At 57.5% G+C, this 19881-nt stretch carries 35 protein-coding genes; all 35 read right to left on the bottom strand.

What is annotated here, in order from left to right:
- Positions 1 to 26: 26 nt before the first annotated feature.
- Positions 27 to 983 (bottom strand): DNA-directed RNA polymerase subunit alpha, encoded by a 957-nt coding sequence (locus tag MTP43_RS01375; RefSeq protein WP_015537248.1) that lies wholly within the window; start codon positions 981 to 983, stop codon positions 27 to 29.
- 111 nt (positions 984 to 1094) lie between these two features.
- Entirely contained in the window at positions 1095 to 1697 is a 603-nt protein-coding gene (rpsD, locus tag MTP43_RS01370; protein ID WP_005921823.1) for a 30S ribosomal protein S4, read from the bottom strand.
- A 20-nt stretch (positions 1698 to 1717) separates the two neighbouring features.
- A complete protein-coding gene (gene rpsK, locus MTP43_RS01365; protein ID WP_005921825.1) occupies positions 1718 to 2128 on the bottom strand; it encodes a 30S ribosomal protein S11 in 411 nt (136 codons plus the stop codon).
- A 14-nt stretch (positions 2129 to 2142) separates the two neighbouring features.
- Positions 2143 to 2514, bottom strand: a complete 372-nt coding sequence (rpsM, locus tag MTP43_RS01360) for a 30S ribosomal protein S13 (RefSeq protein ID WP_005921827.1) — start codon at positions 2512 to 2514, stop codon at positions 2143 to 2145.
- An 82-nt stretch (positions 2515 to 2596) separates the two neighbouring features.
- Positions 2597 to 2710 carry a 50S ribosomal protein L36 gene (gene rpmJ / locus MTP43_RS01355; protein WP_005921832.1) on the bottom strand — a complete coding sequence of 38 codons (114 nt, stop codon included), beginning with the start codon at positions 2708 to 2710 and terminating at the stop codon, positions 2597 to 2599.
- A gap of 35 nt (positions 2711 to 2745) precedes the next feature.
- Positions 2746 to 2997 carry a translation initiation factor IF-1 gene (infA, locus tag MTP43_RS01350; protein WP_005937979.1) on the bottom strand — a complete coding sequence of 84 codons (252 nt, stop codon included), beginning with the start codon at positions 2995 to 2997 and terminating at the stop codon, positions 2746 to 2748.
- 129 nt (positions 2998 to 3126) lie between these two features.
- A complete protein-coding gene (locus MTP43_RS14395; RefSeq protein WP_005921838.1) occupies positions 3127 to 3261 on the bottom strand; it encodes a hypothetical protein in 135 nt (44 codons plus the stop codon).
- Positions 3262 to 3492: 231 nt separating this feature from the next.
- Entirely contained in the window at positions 3493 to 4284 is a 792-nt protein-coding gene (gene map, locus MTP43_RS01345; protein ID WP_005921840.1) for a type I methionyl aminopeptidase, read from the bottom strand.
- A gap of 2 nt (positions 4285 to 4286) precedes the next feature.
- On the bottom strand, positions 4287 to 4919 hold the full coding sequence (locus MTP43_RS01340; protein WP_005921841.1) for an adenylate kinase: 633 nt from the start codon (positions 4917 to 4919) through the stop codon (positions 4287 to 4289).
- Positions 4920 to 5040: 121 nt separating this feature from the next.
- Positions 5041 to 6336 (bottom strand): preprotein translocase subunit SecY, encoded by a 1296-nt coding sequence (gene secY / locus MTP43_RS01335; protein ID WP_005921845.1) that lies wholly within the window; start codon positions 6334 to 6336, stop codon positions 5041 to 5043.
- Between the two features lies 1 nt (position 6337).
- Positions 6338 to 6778, bottom strand: coding sequence for a 50S ribosomal protein L15 (gene rplO, locus MTP43_RS01330; protein WP_005921848.1), 441 nt, complete (start codon positions 6776 to 6778; stop codon positions 6338 to 6340).
- A gap of 20 nt (positions 6779 to 6798) precedes the next feature.
- Positions 6799 to 6984, bottom strand: a complete 186-nt coding sequence (gene rpmD, locus MTP43_RS01325; protein WP_005921851.1) for a 50S ribosomal protein L30 — start codon at positions 6982 to 6984, stop codon at positions 6799 to 6801.
- Between the two features lie 14 nt (positions 6985 to 6998).
- A complete protein-coding gene (rpsE, locus tag MTP43_RS01320) occupies positions 6999 to 7499 on the bottom strand; it encodes a 30S ribosomal protein S5 (protein WP_005921854.1) in 501 nt (166 codons plus the stop codon).
- Between the two features lie 19 nt (positions 7500 to 7518).
- Positions 7519 to 7878: a 50S ribosomal protein L18 gene (gene rplR, locus MTP43_RS01315; protein ID WP_005921856.1), complete on the bottom strand. Its 360-nt coding sequence runs from the start codon at positions 7876 to 7878 to the stop codon at positions 7519 to 7521.
- 18 nt (positions 7879 to 7896) lie between these two features.
- Positions 7897 to 8448, bottom strand: coding sequence for a 50S ribosomal protein L6 (gene rplF, locus MTP43_RS01310; protein ID WP_005921858.1), 552 nt, complete (start codon positions 8446 to 8448; stop codon positions 7897 to 7899).
- A 17-nt stretch (positions 8449 to 8465) separates the two neighbouring features.
- Positions 8466 to 8864 carry a 30S ribosomal protein S8 gene (rpsH, locus tag MTP43_RS01305; RefSeq protein ID WP_005921861.1) on the bottom strand — a complete coding sequence of 133 codons (399 nt, stop codon included), beginning with the start codon at positions 8862 to 8864 and terminating at the stop codon, positions 8466 to 8468.
- A 112-nt stretch (positions 8865 to 8976) separates the two neighbouring features.
- Positions 8977 to 9162 (bottom strand): type Z 30S ribosomal protein S14, encoded by a 186-nt coding sequence (locus MTP43_RS01300; protein WP_005921866.1) that lies wholly within the window; start codon positions 9160 to 9162, stop codon positions 8977 to 8979.
- Between the two features lie 17 nt (positions 9163 to 9179).
- Positions 9180 to 9725 (bottom strand): 50S ribosomal protein L5, encoded by a 546-nt coding sequence (gene rplE, locus MTP43_RS01295; RefSeq protein ID WP_005921869.1) that lies wholly within the window; start codon positions 9723 to 9725, stop codon positions 9180 to 9182.
- Positions 9726 to 9742: 17 nt separating this feature from the next.
- Positions 9743 to 10057 carry a 50S ribosomal protein L24 gene (gene rplX, locus MTP43_RS01290; protein WP_005921872.1) on the bottom strand — a complete coding sequence of 105 codons (315 nt, stop codon included), beginning with the start codon at positions 10055 to 10057 and terminating at the stop codon, positions 9743 to 9745.
- Positions 10058 to 10070: 13 nt separating this feature from the next.
- Positions 10071 to 10439, bottom strand: coding sequence for a 50S ribosomal protein L14 (gene rplN / locus MTP43_RS01285; protein ID WP_005921875.1), 369 nt, complete (start codon positions 10437 to 10439; stop codon positions 10071 to 10073).
- A gap of 43 nt (positions 10440 to 10482) precedes the next feature.
- Entirely contained in the window at positions 10483 to 10740 is a 258-nt protein-coding gene (gene rpsQ / locus MTP43_RS01280; protein WP_005921877.1) for a 30S ribosomal protein S17, read from the bottom strand.
- A 12-nt stretch (positions 10741 to 10752) separates the two neighbouring features.
- Positions 10753 to 10938 (bottom strand): 50S ribosomal protein L29, encoded by a 186-nt coding sequence (rpmC, locus tag MTP43_RS01275; protein WP_005921879.1) that lies wholly within the window; start codon positions 10936 to 10938, stop codon positions 10753 to 10755.
- The gene (rplP, locus tag MTP43_RS01270; RefSeq protein WP_005921880.1) at positions 10928 to 11368 is read right to left on the bottom strand and encodes a 50S ribosomal protein L16; all 441 of its coding nucleotides are present in this window, start codon (positions 11366 to 11368) and stop codon (positions 10928 to 10930) included. The genes rpmC and rplP overlap by 11 nt, the downstream gene beginning before the upstream one ends.
- A complete protein-coding gene (rpsC, locus tag MTP43_RS01265; RefSeq protein WP_005921881.1) occupies positions 11368 to 12072 on the bottom strand; it encodes a 30S ribosomal protein S3 in 705 nt (234 codons plus the stop codon). Before rpsC ends, rplP begins: the two co-directional genes overlap by 1 nt.
- A 12-nt stretch (positions 12073 to 12084) precedes the next feature.
- Entirely contained in the window at positions 12085 to 12420 is a 336-nt protein-coding gene (gene rplV, locus MTP43_RS01260) for a 50S ribosomal protein L22 (RefSeq protein ID WP_097785327.1), read from the bottom strand.
- Positions 12421 to 12438: 18 nt separating this feature from the next.
- On the bottom strand, positions 12439 to 12705 hold the full coding sequence (gene rpsS, locus MTP43_RS01255; RefSeq protein ID WP_005921883.1) for a 30S ribosomal protein S19: 267 nt from the start codon (positions 12703 to 12705) through the stop codon (positions 12439 to 12441).
- Positions 12706 to 12722: 17 nt separating this feature from the next.
- Positions 12723 to 13553, bottom strand: coding sequence for a 50S ribosomal protein L2 (gene rplB / locus MTP43_RS01250; RefSeq protein WP_113620709.1), 831 nt, complete (start codon positions 13551 to 13553; stop codon positions 12723 to 12725).
- A gap of 77 nt (positions 13554 to 13630) precedes the next feature.
- On the bottom strand, positions 13631 to 13927 hold the full coding sequence (gene rplW, locus MTP43_RS01245; protein WP_005921885.1) for a 50S ribosomal protein L23: 297 nt from the start codon (positions 13925 to 13927) through the stop codon (positions 13631 to 13633).
- The gene (rplD, locus tag MTP43_RS01240; RefSeq protein WP_005921886.1) at positions 13927 to 14550 is read right to left on the bottom strand and encodes a 50S ribosomal protein L4; all 624 of its coding nucleotides are present in this window, start codon (positions 14548 to 14550) and stop codon (positions 13927 to 13929) included. The genes rplW and rplD overlap by 1 nt, the downstream gene beginning before the upstream one ends.
- Before the next feature lie 14 nt (positions 14551 to 14564).
- Positions 14565 to 15197 carry a 50S ribosomal protein L3 gene (rplC, locus tag MTP43_RS01235; protein WP_005921887.1) on the bottom strand — a complete coding sequence of 211 codons (633 nt, stop codon included), beginning with the start codon at positions 15195 to 15197 and terminating at the stop codon, positions 14565 to 14567.
- A gap of 97 nt (positions 15198 to 15294) precedes the next feature.
- Positions 15295 to 15606 (bottom strand): 30S ribosomal protein S10, encoded by a 312-nt coding sequence (gene rpsJ, locus MTP43_RS01230; RefSeq protein ID WP_005921888.1) that lies wholly within the window; start codon positions 15604 to 15606, stop codon positions 15295 to 15297.
- A 678-nt stretch (positions 15607 to 16284) separates the two neighbouring features.
- Positions 16285 to 18039 (bottom strand): Rqc2 family fibronectin-binding protein, encoded by a 1755-nt coding sequence (locus tag MTP43_RS01225; RefSeq protein ID WP_113620708.1) that lies wholly within the window; start codon positions 18037 to 18039, stop codon positions 16285 to 16287.
- 139 nt (positions 18040 to 18178) lie between these two features.
- Positions 18179 to 18955: a Nif3-like dinuclear metal center hexameric protein gene (locus MTP43_RS01220; protein WP_113620707.1), complete on the bottom strand. Its 777-nt coding sequence runs from the start codon at positions 18953 to 18955 to the stop codon at positions 18179 to 18181.
- Position 18956: 1 nt separating this feature from the next.
- Positions 18957 to 19616, bottom strand: coding sequence for a class I SAM-dependent methyltransferase (locus MTP43_RS01215; RefSeq protein WP_249235004.1), 660 nt, complete (start codon positions 19614 to 19616; stop codon positions 18957 to 18959).
- Positions 19617 to 19871: a DUF1858 domain-containing protein gene (locus tag MTP43_RS01210; protein WP_005921897.1), complete on the bottom strand. Its 255-nt coding sequence runs from the start codon at positions 19869 to 19871 to the stop codon at positions 19617 to 19619.
- Between the last annotated feature and the right edge of the window lie 10 nt (positions 19872 to 19881).

Genomic DNA, 19881 nt, shown 5'->3' with positions numbered 1-19881 from the left:
CCGTTTCACTCCTTAAATTATTTTAGTTATTCGTCATCCGTGTTCAGCTTGAAGCCGAGGGAGTCCAGCTTAGCCATGACTTCCTCCAAGCTCTTGCGACCGAGGTTACGGACCTTCATCATCTCGTCCTCGCTCTTGCTGACCAGATCTTCCACCGTGTTGATCCCTGCGCGCTTCAGGCAGTTGAAGGAACGCACGCTCAGATCCAGCTCTTCGATGGTCATCTCCAGAGCCTTCTCCTTGTCGTCGTTGGTCTTCTCTACCATGATCTCAGCGCCGGCGGCCTCGTCCGACAGGTTGACGAACAGGTTCAGGTGCTCGGTCAGCACACGGGCAGCCAGAGAAACGGCTTCCTGTGCGTTGATCGTGCCATCAGTCCAAACCTCAATGGTCAGCTTGTCGTAATCAATGGCCTGTCCAACACGGGTGCTCTCGACGTTATAATTCACCTTGAGCACAGGGGTGTAAATGCTGTCAACGGGAAGGGTGTTGATATCGTTCTTCTCGATGATAGCCTGTTTGTTGCGCTCTGCGGGCACATAGCCGCGACCCTTGTCGAAAGTCAGCTCCATAACGAGCTTGGCACCCTCGCCCAGAGTTGCAATGTGCCACTCAGGGTTCAGAATTTCGATGTCGTCGCCCTGCTTGATGTTGTCAGCAGTGACCTCACAGGGACCAACTGCCTCAACACGCACTGTCTTCGGACCATCGGTGTACAGCTTTGCAGCGATACCCTTCAGGTTCAGGACAATTTCGGTAACGTCTTCCTTGACGCCCTCAATGGTGGAGAACTCGTGGACCACACCGTCAATCTTGACGCTGGTCACGGCGACACCGGGCAGAGAGGAAAGAAGCACACGACGCAGGCTATTGCCCAGTGTGATGCCAAAGCCACGCTCCAGAGGTTCTGCCACGAATTTGCCGTAGCGGCCGTCCGGGGACAGGCTTGCCGTTTCGATCTTGGGACGTTCAATCTCCATCATATCTATGCCCTCCTTGTCAAACCGGTGTTTCCACCGGCCCATTATTGAATTCTTTCAAAAAAGAATGCGAAAGCGTGCCATCCAAAAGGAAGGCACTGCCTTCTTAATGGATTACTTGGAGTACAGCTCGACGATGAGGTGCTCTGCGACTTCGTAGTCGATATCGCTGCGCTCGGGCAGCTTAGCGACAACGCCCTTCAGAGAACCGGTCTCGCGGTTCAGCCATGCGGGCAGAGCCACGACGGGAGCCTCGGCACCGGTCAGCTTTGCAAACTTTGCAGAGCTGCGGCTGGACTCGCGCACTTCGATCACATCGCCGGCCTTCACCTGGTAAGAGGGGATGTTGACCTTCTTGCCGTTGACGGTGAAGTGAGCGTGAGACACCAGCTGACGAGCATCGCGGCGGGTCTGAGCAAAGCCCAGACGGAACACGACGTTGTCCAGACGGCACTCCATGATCTGGAGCAGGTTCTCACCGGTCTTGCCGGGGCGAGACTCTGCCTTCAGGTAAGCGTTGTGGAACTGCTTCTCCAGAACGCCGTAGATGAACTTGACCTTCTGCTTCTCCTTCAGCTGAGATGCGTACTCAGACTGCTTCTTGCGGACGTTGCCGTTGGAGTTGCGGGTGGTATTCTTCTTTGCATAGCCCATGACCGCAGGAGAAATGCCCAGGGCCTTGCAACGCTTTGCGATAGGCTGCGTATTCTTTGCCATAATTCAATTTCCTCCTTCGATCAGACACGACGGCGCTTCGGGGGACGGCAGCCGTTGTGGGGGATGGGAGTCACGTCCTTGATCAGGGTGACTTCCAGACCGGTAGCCTGCAGCGCACGGATAGCGGACTCGCGGCCAGCGCCGGGGCCCTTGACGTAAACTTCAACAGTCTTCATGCCGTGCTCGATCGCAGTCTTAGCTGCGGTCTCGGCAGCGGACTGAGCTGCGAACGGGGTGCTCTTGCGGCTGCCACGGAAGTTCAGGGAGCCAGAGGAGCACCAAGACACTGCATTACCCTGCAGGTCGGTGATGGTAACGACAGTATTGTTGAAGGTAGACTGGATGTGAGCCTGACCAGCAGCAATGTTCTTGCGCTCTTTCCGCTTCATGCGGACATTTGCGCCCTTCTTGGCGTTATTTGCACTTGCCATTTCTCAAATCCTCCTTACTTCTTCTTGTTTGCGACAGTGCGCTTGGGACCCTTGCAGGTACGAGCATTGGTCTTGGTGCGCTGGCCGCGGCAGGGCAGATTCTTGCGATGGCGGGTGCCACGGAAGGACTGGATCTCGACCAGACGCTTGATGTCCAGAGCCACGTTGCGGCGCAGGTCGCCTTCAACGAGGATGTTTGCCTGATCGATGTAGTCACGGATCTTAGCCTCTTCGTCCAGAGTCAGATCCTTGACGCGGGTATCGGGGTTGATGCCAGTTGCTTCCAGGATCTTGTTAGCAGTGGTCTGGCCGATACCATAAACGTAGGTGAGACCCACCTGAACGCGCTTCTCGCGGGGCAGGTCAACGCCGGCAATACGTGCCATAGTAGTTTCCTCCAAAAATCATCCCATGTCAGTGTCGGGGTCTGCGCCGGGACTCTACGCACTTGACCCCCAGGCGCCCGAATTAGCCCTGGCGCTGCTTGTGCTTGGGGTTCTGGCAGATGACCATCACGCGGCCTTTGCGGCGGATGACCTTGCACTTTTCGCAGATGGGTTTCACGGAAGGCTTGACCTTCATGATGTTGAACCTCCTTTTGGTTGATGCCCTGACGCTTATTTGGAGCGCCAGGTGATGCGGCCCTTAGAAAGATCATAGGGCGACATTTCCACGGTTACCTTGTCCCCGGGCAGGATACGGATGAAATTGGTCCGCAGCTTGCCGGAGATGTGCGCTAAGAGGATGTGACCGCTGGGAGTGAGCTTCCCGGTGTTCTTATCCTCGCTCAACATTTCCACCTTAAAGATGGCGTTGGGCATGGCTTCACGCACAATGCCTTCGATCTCGATGACGTCTTCTTTAGACAAGCTATTTGCCTCCTCATTGGATCTGCTCAGTTTGTCATAATTGAGCATCGGTGCTCCCGCTCCAAAAACAGAAAGCACTGCATTCTTCCGTGCCTGCGCCCGTTTTTGTGCAGTTTGCCGCTTCTCTTTTCAAGAGCTTTCACGCCGATTCCCAGACGGACAGGTGGCGATGAGCGCCACATACTTCATCTCCTGCGGCACAAAATCCGCAAAACGGGCAGACTGAGCCTGTCCGTCGAGGAAGTATCTGGCTTCCACAGCCATTTATAAATTATACACCTTTTGTTGTCAATTTGCAAGAGGTTTTTTCCGTATTTCCGATAAAAAATTATTCTGTATAAAAGCTCTTTTCCGTCCCGTCCTCCTTTCGCGTTTCTCCACCGTGAAGGTGAAACTTTTTCACGAAAACTTGTCACAATTGCACAAATTGCAGGAGTGAAAAGAGAAAGAAGCCGCCGCACATCATCCGTGCAGCGGCTCCTTTATAAAGGTTGCTTACTTCAGGCTGAAGGTGGCCGGGTCAAAATCCGGATCATCCCAGCTGCGGGTCATGATCTCGGTGCGGTCCTTCAGGATGGCGATAGAGTGCTCAAAGTGAGCAGCCAGTCCGCCGTCCTTGGTCTTGACAGTCCAGCCGTCGCTGAGCTGCTTGATCTTGTAGTCGCCCTGACAGATCATCGGCTCAATGGCGATGGTCATGCCGGGCACAAGACGGGGCCCTCGGCCCTGATGGCCGTAGTTGGGCACCTCGGGGTCCTCGTGCAGTTCCTTGCCGGTGCCGTGACCCACAAAGTCACGCACCACAGAGAAGCCCGCGTCCTCACAGTAGCTCTGCACGGCGTAGCCGATATCACCGATGCGGTTGCCCGCCACGGCCTGCCCGATGCCCTTGTACAGAGAAGCCTTGGTCACCTCCAGCAGGCGCTGGGCTTCCAAGTCCACCTTGCCCACCGCGTAGGTGCAGGCGTTGTCGCCGTTGAAGCCGTCCACCTTGGCACCGGTGTCGATGCTCACGATGTCACCCGGGCGGATGACGATATCGTGAGAGGGGATGCCGTGGATGACGGTATCGTTCAGGCTGATGCAGGCTGTACCGGGAAAACCGTACAGACCCTTGAAGTTGGGGATGCCGCCGTGCTTCACGATGAAGTCGTAGATCAGCTTGTCCAGCTCCCAAGTGGTCATGCCTGCTTCGATGTGCTCTCCGCCGTACTTCAGGGCAGCTGCGCTCAGGGCGTTTGCCCGGCGCATACCGTCCAGCTCTTTTGCATTTTTGATCTGGATCACGCTTATGCCTCCAAAGCCTTCATGACTTCAGCCGTAGTCTCCTCGATAGAGGGGCAGAACTTGATCTCTGCCAGCTTGCCGCGGGTGCGGTAGAACTCCACCAGCGGCTCGGTCTGCTCATGGTAGGCTTTCAAACGATCCAGCACGGTTGCGGGCTGGTCGTCCTTGCGGATGACGGTCTTGCCGCCGCACAGGTCGCAGACGCCCTCCACCTTGCTCTTCTTGTTCAGGATGTGGTAGCTTGCGCCGCACTTCTCGCAGACGCGGCGGCCGCTCATGCGCTCCACGATCACGCTGTCCTCAACCTGCAGTTCCAGCACCTTGTCGATGCGGATGCCCATGGTCTCGATGGCCTCTGCCTGCGCAATGGTGCGGGGCACGCCGTCCAGAATGAAGCCGTTGGCGCAGTCAGCCTGTGCCAGACGCTCCTTCAGGATGCCGATGATGACTTCATCGGGCACCAGCGCACCGGCGTCCATAAAGCTCTTGGCCTTCAGACCCATCTCGGTGCCCTCCTTGACAGCAGCGCGCAGGATGTTGCCGGTGCTGATGGAAGGGATGTTCAGCTTTGCGCAGATGATCTCGGCCTGCGTGCCTTTGCCTGCGCCGGGTGCGCCCAACAGGATCAGATTCATAGGATCGCTTCCTTTCTTATATGTTGCTTTATAGAAACATACGTACAAAAAGCAAAAAAGCACTGAAAAGTATGAGCGTACTCTCCTTTCCAGTGCTTTCTTACATCTTTATTGCTTCAGATCAGCCAAGGAAACCCTTGTGGTTGCGCATGGTCATAAAGCTATCGAGGCTGCGGGTGGTATCCAGTGCCACACCAACCACGATCAGCAGGCTGGTACCGCCCAGCTGAATGCTCATACCGGTCAGGTTGCCCAGAATGATCGGCAGTACAGCCACCGCAGCCAGGAAGATGGCACCGATGAGGGTGATCTTGTTCAGGGTGCGGGTGATGAAATCGCTGGTCGGCTTACCGGGACGGAAGCCGGGGATCGAGCCGTTATTGCGGCGCAGATTGTTGGCGATCTCAACAGGGTTGTACTGGATGGCCACATAGAAGTAGTTGAATGCCAAAATCAGCAGCAGGTAGATCACAACGTACAGCCAGGAGGTGTAGTTGAAGGTATGGAAGAACGCATACCAGACCGGGTGAGCGGTCTGATCAATCTGCAAAAAGCTGCCGATGGTGCCCGGGATGGACACCAGTGCCGAAGCGAAGATGATGGGCATGACGCCGCTCATGTTCAGCTTCAGGGGCAGGTAGCTGTTCTGGCCGCCCATCTGCTTCCGGCCCACCACACGCTTGGCGTACTGGATGGTAATGCGGCGCTCTGCGTTGGTCATGACCACCACAAAGACCACAGCGACCAGTGCCAGAACTACCAGAACGGGCAGCAGGATATAGAACTGAGGCTCGCCAGCCGCTGCGCGGGTCAGCAGACCCGTCACAGAGGTGTACAGCGAGGACCAGTTGGAAACGATGGAGGCGAAGATCAGAAGGGAAACACCGTTGCCGATGCCCTTGTCATCGATCTGCTCGCCCGCCCAGGTGATCAGCTGAGCACCTGCAACGAAGGTGGCGATGATGACCACAGCGGCGAACACGCCGACTGCGCCGGAAACATACTTCAGTGCACCCATATTGCGGATCACGAAGTAGTAGCCAATGCTCATGATCAGTGCGACCACGGCACCGGCGTACCGGTTGATCTGCTGCAGCTTCTGCTGGCCATCCGCTTCCTTTGCCAGATTTTCCAGCGAAGGAATGGCTACAGTCAGCAGCTGCACAATAATAGAGGCGTTGATATAGGGTGTCACACCTAACGCGAAGAGCGTGCATCTTGCCAGTGCGCCGCCGCTCATCATATTGAGGTACGAGAGCATATCGCCGTTTGCAAACATCTGCGTCAGAGCAGAGCCGGAAACGAACGGCACGGGGATGGCACAGCCAAGACGGTAAACCACGAGGATCGCCAGCGTGAACAGAAGACGATTTTTAAGCTCGGGGATCTTCCATGCGTTACGGAATGTCTGGAACACCTTACATCACCTCAGCCTTTCCGCCTGCCTTCTCGATTTTCTCTTTGGCAGAAGCGGAATAGGCTGCGGCCTTCACGGTCAGAGCCTTGGTCAGCTCGCCGTTGCCCAGAACCTTAACGCCGTCCAGAGTCTTCTTGACCAGACCCTTAGCCTTCAGAGCCTCGGTATCGACGACATCGCCGGCATTGAAAGCAGCCTCCAGATCAGCCACGTTGACGATGGCATACTGGGTAGCAAAGATGTTGTTAAAGCCAACCTTAGGCAGGCGGCGTGCCAGAGGCATCTGACCGCCCTCGAAACCAGCGTGCTTCACGCCGGAACGGGCCTTCTGGCCCTTGCTGCCGAAGCCGGCAGTCTTGCCATTGCCGGAGCCAATGCCGCGGCCCTTGCGGGTCACAGGCTTGTTGGCGCCCTTGCTGGCGTGCAATTCATGAAGCTTCATTGTGCGTATACCCCCTGCTATTAGGCTTCGGTGACGCTGAGCAGGAAGCCGATCTTTGCGATCTTGCCCTGCGTAGCGGCGTTGTCAGGCTGAACGGTAACGTCGCCCGGCTTCTTCAGGCCCAGAGCCTCAGCGGTAGCGATCTGCTTAGCGCCGCGGCCGATCAGGCTCTTCTTCAGCTCGATCTTGAGCATCTTATCTGCCATGGTTAGTTACCTCCTTAACCCAGAATTTCTTTCACGGTCTTGCCGCGCTTCTCAGCGACAGACTCGGCGCTGACCAGACCGCACAGACCTGCAAAGGTAGCAGCAACAACGTTGATGGGGTTGTTGGAACGCATAGACTTCGCACGAACGTCCTTGATGCCAGCAGCCTCAATGACGGCACGCACGGGGCCGCCGGCGATCATACCGGTACCGGGTGCAGCCGGCTTGAGCAGAACAGCGCCTGCGCCGTACTTGCCGACGATCTCGTGGGGGATGGTGGTGCCCTTCAGGGCAACCTTGTGCATGTTCTTCTTGGCAGCGGCCTCACCCTTGCGGATAGCCTCGGGAACTTCACCGGACTTGCCGATGCCGTAGCCGATGGTACCCTTGCCGTCGCCAACGACAACCAGAGCAGCAAACTTCATGATGCGGCCGCCCTTGACAGTCTTGGAAACGCGGTTGATAGACACAACCTTGGTGATCATGCCGTCGTCTTCACGGTTTCTCATAGCCATAATGTGTTTCCTCCTCTCATTACAGCTTCAGGCCGCCCTCACGGGCGCCATCAGCCAGGGCCTTAACACGGCCATGATAAACGTAGCCACCACGGTCGAACACGACCTCGGTGATGCCCTTTTCCAGAGCCTTTGCTGCAACCTTCTTGCCGATCTCAGCAGCGGCCTCGACGTTGCCGCCGTTGCCGTTGAAGTCCTTGTCCATAGTGGACGCCGACACCAGAGTAACGCCCTGCTCATCATCGATGATCTGAGCGTAGATGTGCTTGGCGGAGCGGAAAACATCCAGGCGAGGACGTGCTGCGGTGCCGCTGATCTTGTTGCGAACGCGGCGATGACGACGAAGACGAGCTTCGTTCTTGTCGATCTGCTTAACCATTGTCTTTCACTCCTTACCTTATTTCTTGCCCTTACCGGCCTTGCCTTCTTTGTGCTTGACGACCTCGCCGGCGTAGCGGATGCCCTTGCCCTTGTACGGCTCAGGCGGCTTCTTGCCGCGGATCTCTGCAGCATACTGGCCGACCTTCTGCTTGTCGATACCGGTAACAGAGAAGTGGTTGGGATCCTGCCACACAATGGTGCAATCCTCGGTATCGGGGATATTCACCTGATGAGAGAAGCCCAGGTTCATGACCAGGTTGGAGCCCTGCTTCTGGCAGCGCATACCAACGCCAACGATCTCCAGCTTCTTCTCGTAGCCGTTCACAACACCGTTCACCATGTTGGCGATGTTGGTACGGGTCAGGCCGTGCAGGCTGCGGGCCTTGGGTTCGTCATTGGGGCGGGTAACCAAAACCTCATTGCCCTCGACCTTAACGGTCATCAGGGGATGATAGTTGGAATTCAGGCTGCCCTTGGGGCCCTTGACGGCGACAGTGTGTGCTGCCTCATCGACAGTGACAGTGACACCGGCAGGAATGACGATGGGTTTTCTTCCAATTCTCGACATTGTCTTTTACCCCTTTCTTACCACACGTAGGCCAGGACTTCGCCGCCGACGTGCTCAGCACGTGCAGCCTTGTCAGTCATGATGCCCTTGGAGGTGGAAATGATTGCGGTGCCCAGGCCCTTCATGACCTTGGGCATATCCTCGCAGTTGGTGTAGATACGCAGGCCGGGCTTGGACACACGGCGCAGACCAGCGATAACGGGCTCGCCGTTAGCCTGGTACTTCAGGGTGACAACGATGGTGCCCTGAACAGTGTCGTTCTTGACCTGCATACCCTTGATGTAGCCCTCGTCAACCAGAATCTGGCAGATAGCCTTCTTCATGTTGGAAGCGGGGATCTCTACAGAAGGGTGTTTGGCAGTGCTAGCGTTGCGGATGCGAGTCAGCAGGTCCGCGATAGGATCAGTAATCTGCATTTGCCACTAACCTCCTTAGATTAGCTCTCATTTGTTTTATAATGATACCGCCCCGAAACAAGTTGTTTGCCCCGGGGCGGATATCCGACATTCTATCCAGCCCTCTGGTAAATTACCAGGAAGCCTTCTTCACGCCCGGGATCTCGCCCTTGTAGGCCAGCTCACGGAAGCACACACGGCACACACCGTACTTGCGCAGCACGGAGTGGGGACGGCCGCAGATGCGGCAGCGGGTGTATGCACGGGTAGAGAACTTAGCAGGACGAGACTGCTTCAGCTTCATAGACAGTTTAGCCATTGTACAAATCTCCTCCCTTAGTTGTTCTCTGCGAAGGGAGCGCCCAGAGCCTTCAGCAGCTCCTTGCCCTCCTCATCAGTCTTGGCGGTGGTGACGAAGCAGACATCCATGCCGCGGACAGCATCGACCTTCTCGAATTCGATCTCGGGGAAGATGATCTGCTCCTTGATGCCGCAGGCAAAGTTGCCGCGACCGTCGAAGCCGTTGCCGTTGATGCCGCGGAAGTCGCGGACACGGGGCAGAGCCACGTTGAAGAAGCGATCCACGAACTCGTACATACGCTCACCACGCAGGGTGACCTTGCAGCCGATGGGGGTGCCCTGGCGCAGCTTGAAGTTAGCAACGCTCTTCTTGGCACGGCAGACGACTGCCTTCTGGCCAGTGATCTGGCCCAGATCCTTCATAACTGCTTCCAGGATCTTCTCGTTTTCCTTGGCTTCGCCGCAGGCAACGTTGATGACGACCTTGTCCAGCTTGGGGATCTGCATAACGCTCTTGTAACCGAACTTGGAGTTCAGAGCAGGAGCAATTTCATTGACATACTGTTCTTTCAAACGAGCCATTGTTCCTTACTCCTTTCTTACAGCTCAGCGCCGCACTTCTTGCAGACGCGAACCATCTTGCCGTCCTTTTCGACGTGGCCCACACGCACGGCCTTGCCGCACTTGGGGCAGACGGGCATGACCTTGGATGCGTACATAGCACCCTCAGCCTTGACGATGCCGCCCTGCTCGCCCTGACGGCGAGGCTTGACGTGCTTGGTAACCATGTTCTGGCCTTCAACGATGACCTTGCCTTCAGCGGGGCTGACCTGCAGGACCTTACCAGTGTGGCCCTTGTCCTTGCCGCTGATGATCATCACGTTGTCGCCGGTTTTAACATGAAGATTATTCATTTTTAAAACCTCCTTACAGCGATTCCGGAGCCAGGCTCAGGATCTTGGTGTAGCCGGCATCACGCAGCTCGCGAGCAACAGGTCCAAAGATACGGGTACCCTTGGGGTTCTTGTCGGCCATAACGATAACGGCGGCGTTCTCATCAAAACGGATGTAGGAACCGTCGTCGCGGCGCACGCCATGCTTGCTGCGCACGATGACAGCCTTGACGACGTCGCCCTTCTTAACGGAGCCGCCGGGGGCTGCCTTCTTGACAGAGCAGACCACGACGTCACCAATGTTTGCGTATCTCTTGCGGGTGCCGCCCAGCACACGGAAGCACATCAGCTCCTTGGCACCGGTGTTGTCGGCAACTTTGAGATAAGTTTGCATCTGAACCATATCAGATATCTCCTTTCAAACTGTTCAAAGCAGCGGGCAAAGATTACTTTGCCTTCTCAACGATACGGACCAGGCGCCAGCGCACATCCTTGCTCAGGGGGCGGCACTCCATGATCTCAACACGGTCACCGATACCGCACTCGTTCTGCTCGTCACGAGCCTTGAACTTCACGGTACGCTTCAGGATCTTCTTGTACAGGGGGTGCTGCACGCTATCCTTAACGGCAACCACGATGGTCTTATCCATCTTGTCGGACACGACAACGCCGACGCGGGTCTTTCTCAGATTACGTTCTTCCATCGTTTAACCTCCTTACTGCTTCTCAGCCAGAACGGTCATCACGCGGGCGATGTCCTTCTTGACTGCTTCGATGCGGCCGGGGTTCTCCAGCTGGTTGATGGCATGCTGGAAGCGCAGGTTAAACAGCTCAGCCTTCAGATCTGCCAGCTTGCTGGTCAGCTCTGCGGTCTGCATTTCGCGGAGTTCATTAGCCTTCATTGGTGCCATCCTCCTTCACGGAGTCCTCACGGACAACAAATTTGCACTTGATGGGCAGCTTGTGCATAGCCAGACGCAGAGCCTCGCGAGCAGTTGCCTCATCGACATCTGCCAGCTCGAACATCACGCGGCCGGGCTTCACGACTGCAACCCAGTATTCGGGAGAGCCCTTACCGGAGCCCATGCGGGTCTCAGCGGGCTTTTCAGTCACGGGCTTATCGGGGAAGATCTTGATCCAAACCTTGCCGCCACGCTTGATGTAACGAGTCATGGCAACACGGGCAGCCTCGATCTGCTTGGAGGAGATCCATGCCGGCTCCAGAGCAACAAGGCCGTACTGACCCTGGCACACCACGTTGCCGCGGGTAGCCTTGCCGGTCATGCGGCCGCGCTGAACGCGGCGGTACTTAACACGCTTAGGCAGTAACATTACTTGTTGCCTCCTTCCTTCTTAGGAGCGGTCTTTGCGCTCTTGAGGACCTCGCCCTTGTAGATCCACACCTTAACGCCGATGCGGCCGTAGGTGGTAGCAGCCTCTGCAAAGCCGTAGTCGATGTCGGCGCGCAGGGTCTGCAGGGGGATGGTGCCCTCGTGGTAGCTCTCGGTGCGGGCGATATCAGCGCCGCCCAGACGGCCGGAGCACATTGCCTTGATGCCCTTTGCGGGAACGGTTGCGCGATCGCGGGGGCTCATGGCATTGCGCATGCACTGCTTCATAGCACGACGGAAGGTGACGCGGTTCTCCAGCTGACGAGCGATGTCCTCAGCAACCAGCTGTGCGTTGGTGGAGGGGCTCTTCACCTCGATGACATTGACGATAACGGTCTTGCCATACTCCTTGGTCAGCTTGTTCTGCAGGGCGATGCGCTCTTCGCCGCCCTTGCCGATGACCATACCGGGCTTAGCGCAGTAGATGTTAACATTAACGCGAGGAGCGGAAGTGGAAGGATCCACAGTGCGCTCGATCTCGATCTTGGGGACGCCAGCGTCCTTCAGCTGAGCCTTCAGCTCAGTGCGGATCTTGTGATCCTCGACGAGGTTATCGCTGAAATCCTTCTTGGAGGCAAACCAGCGGCTGTCCCAGTCTTTAATAACGCCGACACGAATGCCGTGCGGATTTACTTTCTGGCCCATTGTTTTCCCTCCTTACTCTTTCTCTTTCAGAACAACGGTCATGTGGCTGGTGCGCTTCAGGATGCGGTAGCCGCGGCCCTGTGCACGAGGCATCATGCGCTTCAGCGTCGGGCCGGGGCAAACAAAGCACTCGGCGACGTAGAGGTTGTTCTTGTCCATATTGAAGTTGTTTTCCGCATTAGCGGCTGCAGACTTCACCAGCTTCAGAAGGGGCTCACAAGCTGCCTTCGGGGTGTACTGCAGGATTGCCAGCGCTTCGTCCAGGGGCTTGTTACGGATCAGGTCCATAACGATAGACACCTTACGAGGACTAATGCGGGCATAACGAAGAATTGCCCGAGCTTCCATGTTGTGTTCCTCCCTCTATTACTTAGAATTACCAGTGTGGCCCTTGAAGGTACGGGTGGGAACGAACTCACCCAGCTTGTGGCCAACCATGTCCTCAGTCACATACACAGGCACATGCTTGCGGCCGTCGTGGACGGCAAAGGTGTGACCAACGAATTCGGGGAAGATCGTGGAGGCGCGGCTCCAGGTCTTGATGACCTGCTTCTTGCCGGAAGCGTTCATCGCTTCAACGTGCTTCATAAGAGCAGCCTGGACGAAAGGTCCTTTTTTAATGCTTCTACCCATTGTCTTAAACTCCTCTCTTACTTACCTGCACGCTTCACGATCAGCTTATCGGAGCGCTTATGATGCTTGCGAGTCTTGAGACCCAGAGCGGGCTTGCCCCAGGGAGTCATAGGACCGGAGTGACCAACAGGTGCGCGGCCCTCGCCACCACCGTGGGGATGGTCGCAGGGGTTCATAACGGTACCACGGCTGCCGGGACGCACGCCCATGTGGCGCTTGCGGCCTGCCTTGCCCAGGTTGACGTTCTCGTGGTCGATGTTGGAAACCTGACCGATGACTGCGGTGCAGTTCACGGGCACGTTGCGCATCTCACCGGAGGGCAGACGAACCAGAGCGTAGCCATTCTCCTTAGCCATCAGCTGAGCCATGTTGCCAGCGGAACGAACCAGCTGAGCGCCGCGGCCGGGATACAGCTCGATGTTGTGGATGATGGTACCGACGGGGATGTTCTCGAAGGGCAGGCAGTTGCCGGGCTTGATATCGGCAGACTTGCTGCTGACGACCACGTCGCCCACCTTCAGGCCATCGGGAGCAATGATGTAGCTCTTGGTGCCATCGGTGTACTCGACCAGAGCGATGAATGCGCTGCGGTTCGGATCGTACTCGAGAGTCTTGACGGTAGCGGGGATATCGGTCTTCTGACGCTTGAAGTCGATGACACGATACTTGGTGCGGTTGCCGCCGCCCTGATGACGGACGGTGATACGACCGGTGTTGTTGCGGCCGCTGTGCTTCTTCATGGGCTCCAGCAGGCTGCGCTCAGGAGCGACCTTGGTCAGGACGCTGTAATCCGTGACGGTCATGCCGCGGCGGCCCGGAGTAGTGGGGCCATACTTTTTGATAGCCATTGTGCTATTCTCCTTTGTTTATCTTATGAATTATTATCGGGGTCATATCCCCATAGAGGAACCCTCGGCGGGTTCTATCAGACCATGCTGTTGAAGAACTCGATCTCCTTGGAGTCCTTGGTCAGGGTCACGATAGCCTTCTTGGATGCAGCGGTGTAACCAGCGTGCATACCCTGACGGCGGAAGCGGCCACGGACGGAGACGGTGTTCACCTTAGCGACCTTGACGCCGGGGAACAGAACTTCAACTGCCTGAGCGATCTCGACCTTGGTAGCATCGGTAGCGACCTTGAAGGTGTACTTCTTGTCAGCGATGCCAGCCATGGAGTTCTCGGTAATGACCGGCTTCAGGACGATATCATGTGCGGTTTTCATTAGCCAAGCACCTCCTCGAGCTTCTTAGCTGCGTCGACGCTGATGATCAGCTTGTCGGCGTTCAGCACATCGTAGGTGTTCACGCTGCCTGCGAAGGTGGTCTTGACACCGGCGATGTTGCCAGCGCTCTTGACGAACTTTGCATCGACAGTCTCGTTGACCAGCAGGTTCTTCTTGCCGGCGCCCACAGCGTTCAGCATAGCGACCACAGCCTTGGTCTTGTACTCGTCGCAAGCGAACTTGTCAACGACGACCATGTTGCCATTGGCAGCCTTGTCGGACAGGACGCTCAGCAGAGCCAGACGCTTGACCTTGTTGTTGATGTGGTAGTTGTAGCTGCGGGGCTTGGGGCCCAGAGCAACGCCGCCGTGGGTCCACTGCGGAGCACGGATGGAGCCCTGACGAGCGTGACCGGTGCCCTTCTGACGCCAAGGCTTCTTGCCGCCGCCGGAAACTTCCATGCGGATCTTGGTGTTCTGGGTGCCCTGACGCTGGTTGGCCAGGAAGTTCACCACAGCAATGTGGACAGCCTTCTCATTCGGGGTGATACCGAACACGGCGTCGGAAAGCTCGATCTCGCTAACGTGCTGACCGTTCATATCGACTACATTAAACTTTGCCATTGTAGCTTTCCTCCTTACGCCTTGACGCTGTTGGCCAGGGTGATGATGGTGCCCTTGGAACCGGGAACCGCACCCTTGACAGCGATCAGATTGTTCTCGGTGTCAACCTTGACAACGGTCAGGTTCTGCACGGTAACGCGCACGCAGCCCATGTGGCCGGGCAGGCGCTTGCCGGGGAACACGCGAGAGGGGTTGGAAATAGCGCCCATAGAACCTGCATGACGTGCCACCGGGCCAGTGCCGTGGCTCTCACGCAGACGGTGCTGGCCAAAGCGCTTGATAACGCCCTGGTAGCCCTTGCCCTTGGAAACGCCTGCAACGTCAACCTTGTCGCCTGCTGCAAAGACGTCAGCCTTCAGGATGTCGCCAACGTTCATTGCGGAAACGTCGTCCAGACGGAACTCACGCAGGGTCTTCTTGGGGGCAACGTTTGCCTTCTTGAAGTGACCTGCAGCTGCCTTGTTGACCTTCTTGGCGGAAACCTCGCCGAAGCCCAGCTGAACAGCCTGATAGCCATCGCTCTCGACAGTCTTCTTCTGCACGACGGTGCAGGGGCCTGCCTCGATGACGGTGACGGGGATAACCTTGCCGCTCTCATCGAACAGCTGGGTCATACCGACTTTCTTGCCGATAATGCCTTTAACCATTTTCTTTTCCTCCTGTAAAGGTTATTGGTTGGCAGCGCACGTCACTGCCAACATGACCCCTCGGGAAACGAGGGCATCGAATTTGATCGTGTGCGGTTTACAGCTTGATCTCGATGTCCACGCCAGCGGGGAGCTGGAGGCTCATCAGAGCCTCGACCGTCTTGTTGGACGGCTTCAGAATGTCGATCAGACGCTTATGAGTGCGGCTCTCGAACTGCTCGCGGCTATCCTTGTACTTGTGGGTAGCGCGCAGAACGGTAACGACCTCACGATCGGTGGGCAGGGGGATAGGGCCAGACACGCGGGCGCCGGTGCGCTTTGCGGTCTCCACGATCTTCTCTGCTGCGGCATCGATCAGCTGAGCATCATAGCTCTGCAGACGGATTCTGATTTTCTCTTTGACTGCCATTGCTTACGCCTCCTGAAAAATTGTTTTTGCCCTAGGCGAGCCGATAAATTGCTCTACACAGTTCCGGGTGTTCCTCGATTTGGCACTATAAAAACCGGTGAACCGCATGGCAGTTCTCCCGGAAACATATTAGCAAATCAAATCCGAACATTGGTTCCGCCCGTTTCGCAGAGGAGTAACTTCTCTGCCGAGGGAACGTATTCCATCGCTGTCAGTAATTTTTTCGCCCGGTTCTAAGATCGGACATACTCCGCGGAAATAACCCATCGCAGCTATCGCCGGATGACAACCTCCCGCATCAACGCATATCGCTGGCCTGCACGACTTGTATCGCACAAGCCTTTTGCAGCCGAGAGATATTTTATCACATCTTCGTCTATTTGGCAAGTGTTTTTTGCAGAAAATTACGATTTTTCTTTTTTATTTTCTCTGTTTTGCCAATGGCCGCATTTTCTGTGCAAGATGCACAATCTCAGCGCTTTTTGCCGGTGGAAAACTCCCCCGCGTCCCCTTGCAGCATCAGTATGGGCGGGAAAGGCAGGGGTTATACCTATTATATAGGAGAACTCCCTCCCGTGAAAATGGACTGCCGGAGCGTCCGCAGACGCTCCGGCAGTCCGAAATTATAAAGTTTTCTTCCGCTGAAGATGCGCAGAGCAGCGCGGCGCGCAGTTCAGATCATTTCTTCTTCAGCTGCTCCTCCAGCCCTTCCCGCGGGGTGATGTAGACGGTGGTGTACACCTCGTACAGCACCATGCCGGGCTTGGCTCCGTTTGCTTTCCAGATGTTCTTCACCTCGGTGGTGTCCACTGCCACCTTGGCGCCGGTGCCCGCCTTGTAGGCGCTGGAATGGATGACCGCCAGCTCCGCCGCTTCCTGCTTGGTGGTGTCCGGGATGTCCTCGCCCCGGCTCATGACCACAACGTGGCTACCGGGGGCTTTCTGTACATGGAACCACAGGTCCTTGCCCCGGGCGGTGTGCAGGGTGAGCTTGTCGTTCTGGGCGTTGTTGCGGCCTATCAGGATCTCAAAGCCGTCGCTGGAGGTATAGCGCAGGAAGTCCGCAGGCTTCTGCTTTTTGTCCCGCTGCTTGTAGTACTTCAGGTAGCCCTGATTTTTCAGTTCCATGCGGATCTCGTTCAGGGCAGCTTCGCCGGAGGCGCTTTCCACCTCGTAGAGCACCGTTTCCAGATAGGCGATCTCCTTTTCGCCCTCTGCCAGCAGATCTACCAGCATCCGGGCGGCAGTCTGCTTCTTTTTGTAGTTCTTAAAGAAGTTCTGGGCGTTCTGGCTGGGGCTGAATCGCAGATCCAGCGGGATGGTCACCTCTTTGCCCTCGTCGTACCAGTTGGGCACGGTCAGGCTCTTCATGCCCTTTTGCGCCAGATAGAGGTTTGCAGACAGCAGCTCACCGTACAGGCGCAGCTTTTCGCTTTTGCCGCTGGCAGCAAGCTCTTCCTGCCGTGCTGCCTGCTTGCGCAGGGCGCGGTCATACATATTGTGCACCGCCTTGTGCAGCTCCTTGCTCTTGGTGCGCAGCCGCTCAGCGCGGTCCTTCTCGGCATAGTAGCCCTCCAGCATCGCGTTGAAGGACGGCCACTCCCGGATGGTGTACTGCTCGCCATACTGCTGCGGACGGAAGAAGGTATACTCCACCGGCTTGCCGTCCGGTGCGGTGACGCTGCAGGGACAGCCGCCCTGCGTGTGCAGTTCCTTCAGCTCGTCGATTGCTGCCATCAGGCTGCGCTTCTGGGCATCGGTCAGTTCGTTGGCGGGCAGATGTTCCCCGTCAAAGGCGCGCCATGCCGCCTCGCGGCAGACCACCGGCCCAACGCCAGCCACCGTTTTGTTCAGAGCATCCGCCACCGGCAGTTCCCGCTGACAGGCTGCTGCCACGATGGATGCACTGCTCACCAGCAGAAAGTCCGGGCGGGCGGGCTTGGGAGGCGTGGTGTAGGGCAAGCCCGGCAGCAGCTGCCGGACGTCGCTGTCCTCAAAATCCACTCGCTTGAGGGCGTCGATAATTTTTCCGCTCTGCACCAGCACAAGGTTGGAGTAGCGCCCCATCAGCTCCGCGCACAGGGTATTGCGCACAAGGTCGCCCATCTCGTTGGTGCACTGAAAATCAAAGTAGACGATGCGGTCGCCCGGCTCCATGTGCACATCCAGCAGTCTGCCGCCGGTCAGGTGCTTGCGCATGAGCATACAGAAGGAGGGCGGCGTTTCGGGGTTTTCAAAGGTCTCCTCGGTCAGACACACCCGTGCAGAGCCGCTGCGGGCAGACAGCAGCAGGGCATAGGTATCGGTGCGGGTGCGCAGGGTGATGACCAGCTCATCCCGGGTCGGTTCAAAAATTTTTGCGATCTTGGCATCGGTCAGGGTGGCTTTCAGCTCCGCTGCCGTCAGCGCCAGTGTCGCGGCATCCAGTGCCATAAATGTTACCTCGTTTTATCTATAACCCTCTCAGTCAACGCCTGCGGGAGAGCTTTTGCTCTTTTTCGGTTTATGCTGAAAGACCTCCCCCTTTCGGGGGAGGTGGCATTGCGCAGCAATGACGGAGAGGGTTTTCTCTTTATAAATAAGTATACGGGTCGCGGTTCTCGGTGCTCACCAGCACCTCCAGCTCCGGCAGGGCGGTGCGCAGAGCAGCCGCCACAGCGGCGGTCACCGGGAACTCGGTGGCGTAATGCCCCGCCGCAATCAGGGAAAGCCCCAGCCGCTTGGCGTCCAGTGCATGGTGGTGGTTGGCTTCGCCGGTCAGCAGACAGTCCGCGTCCTCGGCGATGGCTTCGGCAAACAGACTGCCGCCCGCGCCGCTGATGACCGCCAACCGGTGCACCGGCTTTCCGGTGTCGGCAAACTTCACCTGTACTGCCGTGCCAGTGTCCGGCGCGTTGCACAGGGCAGCCAGCTTACGCTGCGCCAGCGCGGCAAGTTCCGGCACGGTGATGGGGTCGATTTTCCCCACCCGGCCGCAGCCGTCTGCAAAGGCGGCGCGCTGCCGAATGCCGAAAAGATCCGCCAGCACATCGTTCACCCCGCCCTCGGCGGCATCCAGATTCGTGTGCATACAGATGGCGGAAATGCCCGCCTGCACCAGCTGATAGGGCACATCGGCGGGGCACAGCCGCTTGAGCGGGTCAAAGATGACCGGGTGGTGCGCCACGATGATCGTGCACTGCTTTGCCGCAGCTTCCTCCACCACCTCCGGGGTGATGTCCAGCGTCACCAGCACCCGGCGCACATTGCCGCCGCAGTCCACCAGCAGGCCGGGGTTATCCCAGTGCTCTGCCAGTTCCGGCGGGGCAAGCCGCTGCATTACTTCGTATACCTGCTGTACCGTGGTCATTTCAGTTTCCCTCTTTCAGAATGGCATCCATCTCTGCGGCAAGCGGGCTGCCGTCCGGCACGCCCAGCCGCATCCGTGGCAGCTTTGCCCGCTGCCACGCGGCGTAGCCCGCGCCCTCCGGCCAGCGTCCGGTATTCCCCAGCAGACATTGGGTAAAGGTGGGCTCGGTCACCTTACCGGTGTACTCTGCCGCCATTACCGCGTACCAGCGGCCTGCGGCCTGCACCGGACGGTCGGCCACAAGGGCAAAGCCATGCTGCCACAGCCAGCGGCGCAGCTCGCTGTGCCGGGTGGCAGGCACCATGATAAGGCGCGGCCCGCCCACGGCGGACACCCACGGCGCTTTCTCAATGATCTCCCAAGTGGTCTGTGCCGACACGCCTGCCAGCACAATGCTGCCCACCTCCCCGGCAGACAACACAGAAAGACCGTCGCCGAGCCGAAGCTCAGCGCGGTCCAGACAACCTGCATTTTCCAGCGTCTGTTTTGCCTTGGCCAGCGGGCCGGGGCGCAGGTCTGCCCCGATGACCTTCGGGTACTTACCCGAAGCCGCCAGCACCGCCGTCAGCTTGCCGTGGTCGCAGCCGATGTCCGCCACCGGCTGTCCTGGGCACACCAGCTCTGCCGCTGCGGTCAGACGCGCATCCAGTGTTGGCAGCACTCAGGCCTTCTTAGCTGCCAGATGGGTGTTCAGCTTCTCCAGCAGCTCGTCGCAGTTCACGCCGTGCACTTCGCAGGCTTCCTCGATGGTCTCCCCGCGGGAAGCCGGGCAGCCCAGACAGTGCATCCCGATCTCCATAAAGTAGGGTGCGGTGGTCTGGTCCATATCCAGAATGTCGCCGATGATGGTATCGCGGGTCACCTGCTTGGGTGCGGTGTGTGCCTCTTTTTTGAGCATATTGAAAATATCAAACATGATAGCTTTT

The sequence above is a fragment of the Faecalibacterium sp. IP-1-18 genome (assembly GCF_023347355.1).
In the GTDB taxonomy this organism is placed as follows: domain Bacteria; phylum Bacillota; class Clostridia; order Oscillospirales; family Ruminococcaceae; genus Faecalibacterium; species Faecalibacterium prausnitzii.
Note: the sequence above shows the minus strand (reverse complement) of the source record. Positions and strands in the feature narration are given on the sequence as shown.

Bases quoted from the DNA above. Each gene is read 5' to 3' on its own strand.
- MTP43_RS01375 (WP_015537248.1), bottom strand. From the start codon at position 983: ATGATGGAGATTGAACGTCCCAAGATCGAAACGGCAAGCCTGTCCCCG.
- rpsD (WP_005921823.1), bottom strand. From the start codon at position 1,697: ATGGCAAAGAATACGCAGCCTATCGCAAAGCGTTGCAAGGCCCTGGGC.
- rpsK (WP_005921825.1), bottom strand. From the start codon at position 2,128: ATGGCAAGTGCAAATAACGCCAAGAAGGGCGCAAATGTCCGCATGAAG.
- rpsM (WP_005921827.1), bottom strand. From the start codon at position 2,514: ATGGCACGTATTGCCGGCGTTGACCTGCCCCGCGAGAAGCGCGTTCAG.
- rpmJ (WP_005921832.1), bottom strand. From the start codon at position 2,710: ATGAAGGTCAAGCCTTCCGTGAAACCCATCTGCGAAAAGTGCAAGGTC.
- MTP43_RS14395 (WP_005921838.1), bottom strand. From the start codon at position 3,261: ATGGCTGTGGAAGCCAGATACTTCCTCGACGGACAGGCTCAGTCTGCC.
- MTP43_RS01340 (WP_005921841.1), bottom strand. From the start codon at position 4,919: ATGAATCTGATCCTGTTGGGCGCACCCGGCGCAGGCAAAGGCACGCAG.
- rplO (WP_005921848.1), bottom strand. From the start codon at position 6,778: ATGAAGCTTCATGAATTGCACGCCAGCAAGGGCGCCAACAAGCCTGTG.
- rpmD (WP_005921851.1), bottom strand. From the start codon at position 6,984: ATGGCAGATAAGATGCTCAAGATCGAGCTGAAGAAGAGCCTGATCGGC.
- rpsE (WP_005921854.1), bottom strand. From the start codon at position 7,499: ATGGCTATGAGAAACCGTGAAGACGACGGCATGATCACCAAGGTTGTG.
- rplR (WP_005921856.1), bottom strand. From the start codon at position 7,878: ATGGTTAAGCAGATCGACAAGAACGAAGCTCGTCTTCGTCGTCATCGC.
- rplF (WP_005921858.1), bottom strand. From the start codon at position 8,448: ATGTCGAGAATTGGAAGAAAACCCATCGTCATTCCTGCCGGTGTCACT.
- rpsH (WP_005921861.1), bottom strand. From the start codon at position 8,864: ATGCAGATTACTGATCCTATCGCGGACCTGCTGACTCGCATCCGCAAC.
- MTP43_RS01300 (WP_005921866.1), bottom strand. From the start codon at position 9,162: ATGGCTAAACTGTCTATGAAGCTGAAGCAGTCTCGTCCTGCTAAGTTC.
- rplE (WP_005921869.1), bottom strand. From the start codon at position 9,725: ATGGCTCGTTTGAAAGAACAGTATGTCAATGAAATTGCTCCTGCTCTG.
- rplX (WP_005921872.1), bottom strand. From the start codon at position 10,057: ATGAATAATCTTCATGTTAAAACCGGCGACAACGTGATGATCATCAGC.
- rplN (WP_005921875.1), bottom strand. From the start codon at position 10,439: ATGGTTCAGATGCAAACTTATCTCAAAGTTGCCGACAACACCGGTGCC.
- rpsQ (WP_005921877.1), bottom strand. From the start codon at position 10,740: ATGGAAGAACGTAATCTGAGAAAGACCCGCGTCGGCGTTGTCGTGTCC.
- rpmC (WP_005921879.1), bottom strand. From the start codon at position 10,938: ATGAAGGCTAATGAACTCCGCGAAATGCAGACCGCAGAGCTGACCAGC.
- rplP (WP_005921880.1), bottom strand. From the start codon at position 11,368: ATGTTACTGCCTAAGCGTGTTAAGTACCGCCGCGTTCAGCGCGGCCGC.
- rpsC (WP_005921881.1), bottom strand. From the start codon at position 12,072: ATGGGCCAGAAAGTAAATCCGCACGGCATTCGTGTCGGCGTTATTAAA.
- rplV (WP_097785327.1), bottom strand. From the start codon at position 12,420: ATGGAAGCTCGGGCAATTCTTCGTTATGCCCGCATTAGTCCTCGTAAG.
- rpsS (WP_005921883.1), bottom strand. From the start codon at position 12,705: ATGGGTAGAAGCATTAAAAAAGGACCTTTCGTCCAGGCTGCTCTTATG.
- rplB (WP_113620709.1), bottom strand. From the start codon at position 13,553: ATGGCTATCAAAAAGTATGGCCCCACTACTCCGGGCCGCCGCGGCATG.
- rplW (WP_005921885.1), bottom strand. From the start codon at position 13,927: ATGAAAACCGCACATGATATCGTCCTGAAGCCGGTCATTACCGAGAAC.
- rplD (WP_005921886.1), bottom strand. From the start codon at position 14,550: ATGGCAAAGTTTAATGTAGTCGATATGAACGGTCAGCACGTTAGCGAG.
- rplC (WP_005921887.1), bottom strand. From the start codon at position 15,197: ATGGTTAAAGGCATTATCGGCAAGAAAGTCGGTATGACCCAGCTGTTC.
- rpsJ (WP_005921888.1), bottom strand. From the start codon at position 15,606: ATGGCAGTCAAAGAGAAAATCAGAATCCGTCTGCAGAGCTATGATGCT.
- MTP43_RS01225 (WP_113620708.1), bottom strand. From the start codon at position 18,039: ATGGCACTGGATGCCGCGACACTGGCGCTGACGGCAGCGGAGCTGAAA.
- MTP43_RS01220 (WP_113620707.1), bottom strand. From the start codon at position 18,955: ATGACCACGGTACAGCAGGTATACGAAGTAATGCAGCGGCTTGCCCCG.
- MTP43_RS01210 (WP_005921897.1), bottom strand. From the start codon at position 19,871: ATGTTTGATATTTTCAATATGCTCAAAAAAGAGGCACACACCGCACCC.